Origin of the sequence: Lentzea sp. (assembly GCF_036380075.1) — a bacterium.
GTDB lineage: Bacteria > Actinomycetota > Actinomycetes > Mycobacteriales > Pseudonocardiaceae > Lentzea.
Window position 1 is genome coordinate 49,091 of record NZ_DASVFL010000323.1, and the last position, 12,951, is coordinate 62,041.

Consider the following 12,951-nt stretch of genomic DNA (forward strand, 5'->3'; position numbering starts at 1 on the left):
ACGTTGTCAGGCACGTCGCGCGGGCGCCGCCCCGGATTCTGCGCCGCTCTCTCCCGCCCTGATACGTTGCCGGGTGGTCGGGTCGCTGAAGATCCAGCGCCCAGCGAGAAGGGTGGCGCGATGAGCTTGCTGCGCAGCTACGTGTCGGGGGGATGGCACACGCCGTCCGCGGAGGGCGCGCCGTTGCACGACGCCGTCACGGGCGAGGAGATCGCCCGGATCTCGTCCGCGGGCGTCGACATGGGCGCGGCGCTGCGGTACGGCCGCGAGGTCGGCGGGCCCGCGCTGCGCGAGCTCACGTTCCACCAGCGGGCACAGCTGCTCAAGGCGCTCGGGCTGTACCTCAAGGAGCACAAGGCCGAGCTGTACGCGCTGTCCGCGCGCTCCGGCGCCACGAAGTCCGACTCATGGATCGACATCGACGGCGGCTTCGGCGTCCTGCTCGGGTACGCGTCCAAGGCCAAGCGCGAGCTGCCGAACGACAAGGTGTTCGTCGACGGCGCGCTGGAGCCCCTCGGCCGCGGCGGCACGTTCGTCGGCCAGCACATCTGCACGCCGTTGCGCGGTGTCGCGGTGCAGATCAACGCCTACAACTTCCCCATGTGGGGGCCGCTGGAGAAGTTCGCGCCCGCGTTCATCGCCGGGGTGCCGTCGCTGATCAAGCCCGCGTCCCAGACCGCCTACGTGACCGAGAAGATGGTCGAGCTGATGCTCGCCTCCGGCCTGCTGCCCGAGGGGTCGCTGCAGCTGGTCTGCGGGTCCGCCGGCGACCTGCTCGACCACCTGACGCCGCAGGACCTCGTCGGGTTCACCGGGTCCGCGTCGACCGCCCAGCACCTGCGCACGCACCAGGCCGTGATCCGGTCGTCGGTGCGCTTCAACGCCGAGGCCGACTCGCTCAACTGCTCGATCCTGGGCCCCGACGCCGTCGCCGGCACGCCGGAGTTCGACCTGTTCGTGGACCAGCTGGTCGCCGAGATGACCACCAAGGCCGGCCAGAAGTGCACCGCGATCCGGCGCGCGCTCGTGCCCTCGTCGCTGATCGACGAGGTGGGGGAGGCGGTCGCCGCCAAGCTCGGCCAGGTCGTGATCGGCAACCCCGCCGACCGGTCGGTGAAGATGGGCGCCCTCGCCGGGCTGGAACAGCGCGAGGAGGTCCTCCGCTCGCTCAAGGCGTTGCGGGAGAGCGCTTCCGTCGTCTACGGCGACGGCCGGCTGTCCCTTGTGGACGCCGACGCCGAACGCGGCGCGTTCATGTCGCCCATGCTGCTGCGCGCCGCCGCCGACGCCGTGCAGCCGCACGAGGTCGAGGCCTTCGGCCCGGTGTCGACGCTGATGCCGTACGACTCGGCCGACGACGCCGTCGAACTGGCGGCGCGCGGCTCCGGTTCGCTGGTCGGGTCGATCGTCTCCGCGGACACCGACTTCGTGCGGGACGTGGTGATCGGGGTCGCGCCGTGGCACGGCCGGCTGCTGGTGCTGGACCGCGAGGACGCGGCCGAGTCGACCGGCCACGGGTCGCCGCTGCCGATGCTGGTGCACGGCGGTCCCGGACGAGCCGGTGGCGGCGAGGAGATGGGCGGCATGCGGGGCGTGATGCACCACATGCAGCGCACGGCCGTGCAGGGCAGCCCGCGCGCGTTGTCCGCCATCACCAACCGCTGGGTCACGGGCGCTCCCCGCCGCGAGGAGGACGTGCACCCGTTCCGCAAGACGCTGGCCGAACTGCGCCCGGGCGACACGGTCGTGGCCGGCCCGCGCGAGGTGACGCTGGAGGACATCGAGCACTTCGCGTCCTTCACCGGTGACACCTTCTACGCGCACATGGACTCCGAAGCCGCCGCCGCGAACCCGTTCTTCGGCGGCCGGGTCGCGCACGGTTACCTCGTGGTGTCGTTCGCCGCCGGCCTCTTCGTCTCGCCGGAGCCCGGCCCGGTGCTGGCGAACTACGGGCTGGAGAACCTGCGGTTCGTCACGCCGACGTTCCCCGGCGACCGGCTGACGGTGACGTTGACGGTCAAGCAGATCACGCCGCGCGAGGACCAGGACTACGGCGAGGTGCGCTGGGACGCCGACGTGACGAACCAGAAGGGCGAGTCGGTGGCGCGCTACGACGTGCTGACGCTGGTGGCGAAGAGCTAGCCCAGCAGCGCTTCCACCCGGTCGGCCTCGGCCGTGCGGCCGTGCGCGCGGTGCAGCCGTGCGGCCTCATGCCAGGCCTCCTCGGCCTCCGAGCGTTCGCCCGCCTCGGCGTGGGCCTCGCCGAGGCGTTCCAGCGTGAGCGCCAGGTGGTTGTTGTGGCCCAGCTCGTCGAACAGGGCCACGGCCGCGCGGTAGTGGCCGACGGCCTCGCTCAGCCGCCCGGCGCGGTGGGCGATGTAGCCGAGGCTGTCGAGGGTCTCCGCCTCGCCCATCCGGATGCCGTGGCGGCGGTGCAGCTCCAGCGCCGCCACGCAGTGGGCGCGTGCCTCGTCGTACCAGCCGAGCAACGCGGAGATCCACCCGAGCTGGTTGAGCGCGCTGGCCTCCCAGTGCGGTTCGGTGCCGGCGCGGTACTGACCGAGCGCCGCGGTGGCGACCTGGTGGGCCGCGAGGAGGTCGTCGCCGCCGTGGGCCTGCGCGAGCGACATGTTGGCGTGGGCCTGGCTGATCGTGTCGCCCAGTTCTCCGGCGAGTTCGACGGCGTGCGTCAGGAACCGTTTGGCCTCGTCGGCCTGGCCCGCCCGGGCGCAGACCTGGCCGAGGTTGCGCAACGCGCGCACGCTGATCGCGAGGTCGCCCACGGCCTGGGCGGAGCTCAGCCCGGTGCGCAGCGCGGCGATGTGCGTGTCCGCGTCGCACCAGCGGTGGTGGTACGTGTCCAGCACAGCGGCGAGCTGCCAGGCCTGCGCGTGCCAGCCCTGCTCGGCCGCGAGCCGCTGGGACGCGAGCACCGCGCGGTGCTCCACCGCGAACCAGCCGAGCGCGTCCGTCAGCGGGACCGGGCGGCTGCCCTCGACCGGTGGCCCGATCTCGACCGCGGGACGGCCGGGGTCGAGCAGCTTGTCGGCGGCATGCGCGGTCCTGAGGTAGTGGTCCACGACCCGGCGCAACGCTCCGGTGCGCACGTCCTCGGCCAGCTCGCGGGCGGCGCGCTCGGCCGCGTACAGGCGGACCAGGTCGTGCATGCGGTAGCGGCCGTCGGGCGATCGGGTCACCAGGTTCGCGGCCGTGAGGTCGCCGGCCGGACACGGGAACAACGCGGCCAGGGCGTCCTGGCCGATGTCGTCACCGGGCGCGAGGGCCATCAGGCCCACCAGCGTGATCGCGTCGGGTGGCAGAGCGCGGTAGGACCACGAGAGCACCGCCCGCAGGTTGAGGTCCGTCTCGCCCGCGTCCAGCCCGTCGAGGCGGTGTGACCGGAGCTCCACCGCCATCGAGGCGAGCGACCGCGACGGGTGCACGGCCGCGCGGGCGGCGACGATGCCCAGCGCCAGCGGCAGACCGGCGCACAGCGACAGCAGCTCCTTGACGGCACCGGGTTCGGCGGCGACGCGCGCCGCCCCCAGGTGGCCGACGAGCAACGCGACCGCGTCGTCGTCGGACAGCACGTCCAGCGGCACCGGCAACGCGCCGTGCGTCGCGACCAGCCCCGTGAGCGGCCGCCGGCTGGTGACCAGCGTGACGCAGCCGGGACTGCCGGGCAGCAGCGGGAGGACCTGCGCGGTCTCCGCCGCGTTGTCGAGCAGCACCAGCATCCGCCTGCCCGCGATCCGGCTGCGGTAGAGCGCCGCCTGGTCGTCGGCCGCGGCGGGCAGGTCGTCGGCCGCGACGCCGAGCGCGCCGAGGAACCCGCGCAGCGCGGCGGTCGGTGGCAGCGGCTCCGTCCTCGGGTCGAAGCCGCGCAGGTTCACGTACAGCTGGCCGTCCGGGAAGTCCGCAGAGTTGTCGTGCGCCCACTGCAACGCGAGCCACGTCTTGCCCATCCCGCCACCGCCGCCGATGGCCGAGATGACGGCCGTGCCGGACCGCCTGGCGGACAACGCCTCCAGCTCGTCGGTGCGGCCGGCGAACAGGCCGGGGCGGGCCGGCAGCTGCCGGGGCACCCCGCTCCCGGTGAGCCGGTCGCCGGACAGGATTCGCTGGTGCAGCTCGCGCAACGGCTGACCGGGATCGGTGCCGAGCTCGTCGGCCAGCCGCGTGCGGAACTCGCGGTAGCGGGCCAGGGCGTCGCTCGACCGGCCGGCGCGGTGCAGTGCGGTCATCAGCTGGCCCGCGAGCCGTTCGTCGAACGGGTGCTCGGCTGCGCGGGCGGGCAGCTCGGTGAGCAGCTCCGCGTGTGCGCCCAGTCGCAGCAGCACGTCGGCGTGGTCCAGCTCGGCCTCGAACCGCCGGCGCAGCAACGACTCCCGCACACCTCGCGCCCACGGTGTGTCCACTCCGGACAGGGGTTCGCCGCGCCACAGGCCGAACGCGCGCCGGAACAGCTCGGCGGCCTGCGCGTCGGGAGCGGTCCTGGCCTCACCTGCCAGCCGGGTGAACAGGTGCGCGTCGACGTCGTCGGGGTCGATCGCGAGGAGGTAGGCGCCGGACTGCCTGCCGACCTCGATGCCGGCCTTGCGGATGCGGGTGAGGTAGGAGGACAGCGTGCCGCGCGCGGTCATCGGCGGGTGGTCGCCCCACACCCGGTCGACGAGCTGGTCCGCCGTCACCGGCGTGTTCGCGCGCATCAGCAGCACGGCGAGCACGCACCGCTGCCGGGCATGCCCGATTTCTACGTTTCCATCCTGGTTCTGGGCTCGAATCTCGCCCAGGAGACCGAATCGCACGGCCGTCCCCGTTCAATGTTTGTTCAAGATCACCATTTTAGGTTCCCCCACGAGGTCTGGCCAGGACCTCGGCATGGACGTGTGCCCGGCACACGCGCATGCCCTGAAGAGGGGGCTTCATGAGAAGAAGAGTCGTGGTCGCCGTGGTGGCGGCCTTGCTGCTCTCGTCGGCCGAGGTGGTGCTCGCGCCGTCCGGTGCGACCGCCGCGCCGGTCGCCGGAAATCCACGTGAGATGGCACTGCTGCACAGCACCGCGGGGAAGAACCAGCCCCCGGTGAAGCAGCAGGCCGATTTCACACCGTTGTCCACGAACAAATCCAGTCATTTCGACGCGAAGCGGTCGAAGCTGGTCTCCCGGTCGATGTTCGCCGAGGAGTACGAGAACCCGGACGGCACCCGGACCGTCAAGCGGTCGACCGCGCCGATGAACGTGCGCGACGCCTCCGGCGCGTGGCAGCCGGTGGACACCGGGTTGCAGGTGGACGCGAGGTCGCGGCGTGCGCAGGCCAAGCTGCACCCGCTCGACCCGTCGTTCGCGGACAGGGCGGACGACGGCGCCGTGCTGTCCGTGAAGGTCGGCGAGCACGAGGTCGGGCTCGCGATGGACAAGGCCGTCGCCGCCACCGCGAAGGTCGACGGGGACAGGGTGAGCTACGCCGACGTCGCCCCGGACACCGACCTCGACTACGAGGTCGAGTCCGGCCAGGTCAAGGAGACGATCAAGGTCAAGCGGCCGGGCAGGTCGTCGTGGCGGTTCCGGCTGACCGCGGGCGGTCTCACCCCGCGCGTCGAGAACGGCGCGGTGCTGCTCAGCGACGGTGCCGGCGAGGTCGAACTGGTGATCCCGCCGGTCGAGACCTGGGACTCCTCAGGCAAGGACGACCGCGCCCCCGCGACCACCGGCGGCACCTACACCCTCGACCGCGACGGCGACGCCTGGTGGCTGACCGTCGGCGTCGACGAGAAGTGGCTGGCCGATCCCGCACGCGTGTACCCGGTGAGCGTCGACCCGACCTTCACCTACGGGGTCAAGGAGGCGCACACCTACCGCTCCGACGGCTACACCTGCGACAACTGCGGCCTGCGGATCGGCAACAGCCAGGCCAACGGCGACACCTACAACCGCAGCTGGTTCTTCATCGACTACTCGCCGCTCTTCGGCAAGACCGTCGTCGGCGCGCGGCTCGACGTCACCCGCGACACCGGCACCAACGGCTCGATCAAGACCTGGGGCGCCGGGCTGTACCACGCGAGCGACCGCAACATCAACGGACTCGGCCAGTACCTGGCGGGTGCGCTCGTCGGTGACGAGGGTTCGTTCAGCAGCAACGACTTCACGAACTTCCTGCGCTCGCGGGTCGACGCGCGCGACCTCAACGTCGCGTTCATGCTGACCGGCGCCGAGCAGGCGGGCACGTGGACCTACAAGCACCTCAACGCCACCCTGGTGGTCGACACCGGCACCGCACCGCCCGCGCCCGCCCTCAAGGCACCCGCGGACGGCAGCGTGCTGACCGGGCTCACGCCGACCCTGTCGGTCAGCCCGGTCACCGACCCCGACGGGGACGCGGTCAGGTACTGCTTCAAGATCGCCACCGGTTCGGACGCGCAGTCCGGCGTCGTCGTCGACTCCGGCTGCCTGCCGAGCCCGGACTGGCAGGTGCCCGCAGGCGTGTTGCAGGACGGCGTGAACTACACCTGGCGTGCCTCCGCCTACTCCGGCTCCACGACGGTCACGCCGTCGTGGGTGGGGCACCTCAAGGTGGACCAGCGGATCGGCGACCACGGTCCGTCCCCTGTGGACACCGTCGGCCCGATCGCGGTGAACCTCGCCAACGGCAACGTCCAGACGTCCGAGGCCACACCGACGTTCGTCGCGGTCGGCGGCAACGCCGGCCTGACGTTCAAGTACAACTCGCAGCAGCGCGACGCGAAGGGCCTGCGGGCGCAGTACTTCACCGACCTGAGCCACAACGGCATCATCAACCCCGGCCAGCAGCCCGTGCTGGTGCGGACCGAGCCGCAGGTCAACGTGTCCTGGGGCACCGAGTCGCCGTTCGCGCCCGCGCTGGGCACCGACTGGTTCGTGGTGCGCTGGGAGGGGTTCTTCCAGGCGCCCTACACGGCCAAGTACAAGTTCGCCGGCCTGCACGACGACGGCGCCGAGGTGTTCATCAACGGCGCCAAGGTCTACGACGGTGACAGTGCCAGCGACGTGAACTGGGCCGCGGGCACCGAGGTCGCGCTGACCGCGGGTCAGCGCGTGCCGATCAAGGTCGAGCTCCAGGAGATCACCGGAGCGTCGCAGATGCGCCTGTTCGTCCGCAGCACGACCGCCGAGGCGGTACCTCCGCAGATCGTGCCGGCCGACTGGCTGTTCAGCAGCGACCTGCCCGCCTTGCCGCAGGGCTGGACGCTCTCCTCCGACCTCGACGGCACCGGCGTGAGCTACACCTCCGCCCAGGTCACCGACCAGAACGTGGTCCTGACCGACGCCTCGGGCGGCAAGCACACGTGGACGAAGAAGAGCGCGGGCGGCTACACCGCGCCCGACGGCGAGGACGGCGTGCTCTCGCTCGACACCGCCGGGCTGGTCACGCTGAACGAGGGGGGCAGCATCTTCACCTTCCGCGCCGACGGCAAGCTCGACACCCAGTACTCGGTCGCGGACTCGCGCAAACCGGCCACGCTGCAGAACGTCTACGACGGTGCCACCCCGGCGCGGCTGACGCAGGTCAAGGACCCGGTCAGCGGACGGGCGCACGTGTTGCACTACAACAGGTCCGGTGACGACTGCTACGGCGGCGCCACGCCCCCACCGGGAGCCGACCCGGCTCCTCCCGCGCAGATGCTCTGCCGGGTGTCCTACTGGGACGGTTCGGAGACGCGGCTCTGGTACAACGGCGGGCACCTGTCGCGGATCGAGGACCCCGGTTCGCAGGTCACCGACTACGGCTACACCGGCGACCTGCTCGAGCAGGTGCGGACACCACTGGTCAACGACTGGGTGGCGGCCGACTCCACCGCGCGCGGTGGTCTCACCGACGTCGTCGCGAAGATCGAGTACGACCAGTCCGCCGGCAAGGCCAAGGCCACGAGGGTGACGGCTCCGGCCGCGACTCCCGGTGAGCCGCGGGCGACCCACGCCTACGGCTACGACGTGGCCGGCAGGAAGACGTCCGTCACCATCGCCGGCCACGCCCAGCCCAACGTCGTCGCCTACGACGACGCCGACCGGTTGCTCACCTCGACCGACGGCACCGGCAGGACCACCCGGCAGACCTGGAACGCCAAGGACAAGCCGACGTCGTCCACCGACACGGCCGGCCGCCTGTCCACCACGGAGTACGACTACGCCGACCGGCCGGTCGGCCAGTACGGTCCCGCACCCGCGTCGTGCTTCGCCGGCCAGATCCCGACCGGCCAGTGCTGGGACAAGGTGCCCGCGACGACCACCAGGTACGACGAGGGCATGCGGGGCCTCAGCGCGGCGTTCTACGACAACACCTCGCTGTCCGGCGTGCCGAAGGTCGTCACGACCGGTGTCGGCACCGCGGACGGGTCGCTCGCCGGCAACTGGGGCTGGGAACGCGGGCATCCGCCGAACATGCCCGGTGACGTGTTCTCCGCCCGGTTCACCGGCGAGATCGTCTTCCCGGCGGGCGGCGAGTACACGTTGCGCGCGTTCGTGGACGACGGCATCCGGATGTGGATCGACGACGCGCTGGTGATCGACGACTGGAAGCACGTCGACACCGCCACGTGGCGGACGGCCAAGACCACCAGCCCCGAGGTGGGCGCGGTCAAGCGCATCCGCATCGACTACCTCAACGACGTCGGCTACTCGAAGGTCGAGCTGCACTGGACCAACCCCTACGGCACGCAGGAGCTCGTGCCCGGCAACCTGCTGCGCCCCCGTTACGGCCTCGCCACGACGACGACCGGCGGTGAGTCGGCCGGTGTGCAGGACAAGGTCGATGCCGTGAAGTACGACGGCGGCCTGGACCCGGTCTACGGGCTCTCCACGTCGAGCGTCGCGGACCCGAACGGCCTGGCGCTCGGACAGAGCACCGGGTTCGAGGCGCCCGGCGGCGGCTACCTGCGGATCCTGACGAGGTCCAGGCCCAGCGGTGCGAAGACGACCAACACCTACTACGGGGACGCCGAGACCAGGGCCAACCCCTGCGTCCCCGGCAGCCCCGCGGTCAACCAGGCGGGCGCGGTGAGGCTGACGACCTCGGCGCGCACCGACGAGCAGGTCTACGACGCCGCCGGACGCGTGGTGGCGAAGGCGGTCGCGGGCGACTGGCAGTGCACCGAGTACGACAGCAGGGACCGGGTGGTCAAGCAGACCTTCCCGGCGAGCGCCACCGAGGGCGCGCGGACCGTCACCCACACCTATGGCGTGAACGGTGACCCGCTGACGTCGACGACCGCCGACCACAACGGCACCGTCACCGCGTCGGTCGACCTCCTCGGCCGGACCGTCGGGCACACCGACGTGCACGGCACGAAGACCGTGACGGCCTACGACCGGAACGGGCGGGTCGTCACCACCACGACGACACCTCCGAACCCCGCCGACAGCCCGATCGTCACCACCTACACCTACGACGACGCGGACCGGCCGGTCACCACGAAGGTGGGCACGACCGTGCTGGCCACCAGCACGTACGACACCGCGGGCGAACTGGCGTCCGTCGACTACGCGAACGGCTCGAAGCTCGCGGCCATCGGCAGGAACGAGGCCGGCCGCACCACATCACTCACGTGGGCGACCGCGGACGGCAAGCAGATCGTGTCGGCCGTGACCCGCACGAAGAGAGGAACGATCGTCGACGAGTCACTCGGCGGGACCGACCCGAACCCGAACGGCGCCAACTACGTCTACGACGCCGCAGGCAGGCTGACGCAGGCCTGGGTGCCCGGCCACCACTACACCTACGACTTCACGTCGACGTCGGTGACCGGCTGCCCGTCGGGCGCGCAGGCGAACGCGGGTCTCAACACCAACCGCGTGCGCCTGGCGGACGAGTCGGCGGCGGGCCCGGCGGTGACCGGCTACTGCTACGACGCGCAGGACCGGCTGCTCGCCACCACCGGCGCCGGCGCGCTCACCGGGTTCACCTACGACAAGCAGGGCAACACGACCGGGTACACCGCGGGAACGAACACCACGACCCTCGACTACGACGGTGCGGGCCGCAACACCAAGGCCCGCAGCACCGGTCCCGACCCGGCGACCGTCGCGTACCTGCGGGACGCGACCAACCGGATCACCCGCCGTGACACGACGCTGGGCGACTCGGTCGCGTCCGTGCTCTACAGCTACACGGCGGCGGGCGACTCCGCCGACCTGGCACTGGACGCGGCCAAGAAGCTGATCTCGACGACGGTCAGCCTCCCCGGCGGTGTCCTCTACACCGCGGCGGCCCAGGTGACCTGGGACCACCCGTCCGTGCGCGGCGACCTCGTCCTCACCACGGACGCGGCCGGCAGGCAGAGCGGTGACCTGCGCTGCTACACGCCGTTCGGCGAACCGCTGAACGACGTGCCGGACAACCTGCCGGGCAGGATGGACTACGGCTGGCTCGGCCAGCACCAGCGCGCGTACGAGCACGCGGGTTCGCTCGCGCTGGTGCAGATGGGCGCCCGGCCCTACAGCCCGGTCCTGGGCCGGTTCCTCGCGATGGACCCGGTCGAGGGCGGTTCCGCCAACGACTACGACTACGTGGGCGCGAACCCGGTCAACGACACCGACCTCGACGGCCAGTGGTCGTTGAGGTGGCGCTGGCGCGTGCCGTCCGTGCGCAACGTCGCCCGACGCCTGTTCCACGTGGGCCGCTTCGTGGTGAACCTGCCGCTCACCGCCGCGTCCGTGAGGTGGGCGCGGATGTGGGGAGGGAAGTGCAACTGGGCGCCCGGTCTGATGGTCCACTGCACCCGGATGAGGTGGGGCTACGGGGCACGTGCGGGCATGACCATCGGCAACACGTTCCTCACCGGGTCCAGGTCGGTGAGCGGTCCGGTCGCTCGGCACGAGTCGGTGCACGCGACCCAGTGGTCGCTCTTCGGGCCGGCGTTCGGCGCCATCTACGGCCTCACAGAACTCTTCCAGCGGGGATGCAAGAACATCTGGGAGAGGATGGCGGGACTGCGCGACGGCGGGTACAGGTGTTGACGTGAAACGCCTCCTGGTGGTCACGACCGCGGTGGTGGCGGCAGTCGCCGGCTGTTCGCCGCCACCGCCGGTCGCGGTGCGCGAGACCGCGACCGGGTCTGTGGAGATCGTGTACACCGACTGCGACACACCGGCGATCGTCCGCGTCGAAGCGGTGACGTCGCAGGACGCGTCGATCGATGACGGCGATCCCCGGATCTGGCACGTCGACCACGTGGAACCGGTGCACGACAAGGTTTTCGTGATCGACGCGAAGATCGAGCCGGGTCAGGTCGTGTGGGTGGGCATCACCCTCGAAGGCGGTGTGCAGCTCGGCGCCGACTTCACGCCGGAGGACCTGGCCGGTGGGAAGGTGCGCTTCCACGACGAGAACATGTCCGCCGAGGACTTCGCGAAGACCACGTCCTGCGGCTGACGACAGGTGGCGTGGCCCGCTGGCGGGTCACGCCACCGCGCCCCGCTAGCGGGGCTCCTTCTTCGGCAGCGGCCGCGTCGCCGGCCCCTCCAGCACCGAGCCGTCGACGTCGAACCGCGAGCCGTGGCACGGGCAGTCCCAGCTGTGCTCGGCGGCGTTGAAGCGCACCAGGCAGCCGAGGTGCGTGCAGCGCAACGACACCCCGTGCAGCTTGCCGTCGGTGTCGCGGTAGACGCCGGTCTTGCCCAGGCCGTCGCGGATGACGTGGGCGTGGCCCGGCTTCAGGTCCTCGCTGGACGTGGCGTCGGCGGGCGCGATCCTGTCGCCGACCATCTGGGCGGCGACCTCGGCGTTCTTCTTCACCAGGTCCGGCAGCGACCTCAACGACAGCCGGTGCGGGCTGAACCGGTCGGCGAGGTCGTTCGGCTTGCCGGTGACGAGGTCCGCGAGCAGGGTCGCCGCGAACGTGCCGCTGGTCAGGCCCCACTTCATGTAGCCGGTGGCGGTGAACAGAGTGTCGCTGCCCGGCGTGTAGCTGCCGATCATCGGCAGGTGGTCGTAGGCGGTCGGGTCCTGCGCGGACCAGCGGTGCGTGACCTCCTCGACCTGCCAGTGCTGCCGCGCGAAGTCCTCCAGCCGGCGGAACGGTTCCACGACGGGCTTGCCGGTCGGGTGGCTCTGGCCGGCGAGGACCAGCTGGTCGCCGTGCGCCGAGATCGACCACGACGGGCTGCCGGTGCTGATGGCGAGCGCTTGCGTCGGGTTCTTCACGCGGGCGGCGATGCAGTACGCGCGGGTCAGCTCCAGGCGCGCGAAGTACAGGCCGCGGTCGAGCATCGGGTAGTGCGTGGCGATCACGACCTGCGACGCGTTGACCACACCGTCCTTCGTGGACAGCCGCGTGCCCGTCACGTCGAGCACCTGGCTGTTCTCGCAGACCACGCTGCCGTCGCCGTCGACCGCGTTCGCGAGGCCCTGCAGGTACTTCACGGGGTGCAGCGCGATCTGGTCGTCGAGCCGGATGGCCGCGTGCACGGGGAACGGCAGGTCGACGTCCGTCGTGCCGCTGCGCACCGGCAGGCCGACGTGCCGCGCGGAGATCAGCTCGTGGTCGACGTCGCGCACCTCGTCCTCGGTGTAGGCGTAGGTGACGGCGGGGGAGCGGCGCAGGTCGCAGTCGATCCGCTCGGACCTGACCAGCTCGGCGACCCGGTCCACCGCGGCCTGCGAGGCGGTCGCGTAGTCGACGGCGGCGGCCAGGCCGTGCGCGCGCCGGACCTGCGAGTACACAGTGGACTGCAGGGCGGTGACCTTGGCCGTGTTGTTGCCGGACACGCCCGACGCCACGCGTTCGGCCTCCAGCACGACCACGTCGAGCCCGCGCCGCTTGAGCAGCAGCGCGGTGGTGAGGCCGGTGATGCCGCCGCCGACGACGGCCACGTCGAAGTTGTGCTCGCCGGTCAGCGGGGGACGTGGCTTCGCGGGCAGCGCGGAGAGCCAGAGCGACTGGTCGGCCGTGGTGGTCATGGCGCCCGTGTACCCGGGT

5 protein-coding genes are annotated in these 12,951 nt (G+C 71.5%); 3 read left to right on the forward strand and 2 right to left on the reverse strand.

The features are described from left to right. Positions 1-120 precede the first annotated feature (120 nt). Complete coding sequence (gene paaZ, locus VF330_RS34065; protein ID WP_330855830.1) at positions 121-2,142, forward strand: phenylacetic acid degradation bifunctional protein PaaZ; 2,022 nt, start codon at positions 121-123, stop codon at positions 2,140-2,142. On the opposite strand, the gene VF330_RS34070 is transcribed toward paaZ, so the two are convergent. Then, on the reverse strand, positions 2,139-4,727 hold the full coding sequence (locus VF330_RS34070; protein WP_330855831.1) for an AfsR/SARP family transcriptional regulator: 2,589 nt from the start codon (positions 4,725-4,727) through the stop codon (positions 2,139-2,141). The genes paaZ and VF330_RS34070 overlap by 4 nt on opposite strands. A gap of 200 nt (positions 4,728-4,927) precedes the next feature. Here VF330_RS34070 and VF330_RS34075 point away from each other — a divergent pair, with 200 nt between their 5' ends. Together VF330_RS34075 and VF330_RS34080 are read left to right on the forward strand one after the other, a co-directional pair. Further along, the gene (locus VF330_RS34075; RefSeq protein ID WP_330855832.1) at positions 4,928-10,990 is read left to right on the forward strand and encodes a PA14 domain-containing protein; all 6,063 of its coding nucleotides are present in this window, start codon (positions 4,928-4,930) and stop codon (positions 10,988-10,990) included. A gap of 1 nt (position 10,991) precedes the next feature. Then, positions 10,992-11,405, forward strand: coding sequence for a hypothetical protein (locus VF330_RS34080; protein ID WP_330855833.1), 414 nt, complete (start codon positions 10,992-10,994; stop codon positions 11,403-11,405). A gap of 45 nt (positions 11,406-11,450) precedes the next feature. On the opposite strand, the gene VF330_RS34085 is transcribed toward VF330_RS34080, so the two are convergent. Beyond that, a complete protein-coding gene (locus VF330_RS34085) occupies positions 11,451-12,932 on the reverse strand; it encodes an FAD-dependent oxidoreductase (RefSeq protein WP_330855834.1) in 1,482 nt (493 codons plus the stop codon). Positions 12,933-12,951 lie beyond the last annotated feature (19 nt).

What these genes read in the sequence shown, in the direction of transcription:
- paaZ (WP_330855830.1), top strand. Translation starts at nt 121, where the DNA reads ATGAGCTTGCTGCGCAGCTACGTGTCGGGGGGATGGCACACGCCGTCC.
- VF330_RS34085 (WP_330855834.1), bottom strand. Translation starts at nt 12,932, where the DNA reads ATGACCACCACGGCCGACCAGTCGCTCTGGCTCTCCGCGCTGCCCGCG.
- VF330_RS34075 (WP_330855832.1), top strand. Translation starts at nt 4,928, where the DNA reads ATGAGAAGAAGAGTCGTGGTCGCCGTGGTGGCGGCCTTGCTGCTCTCG.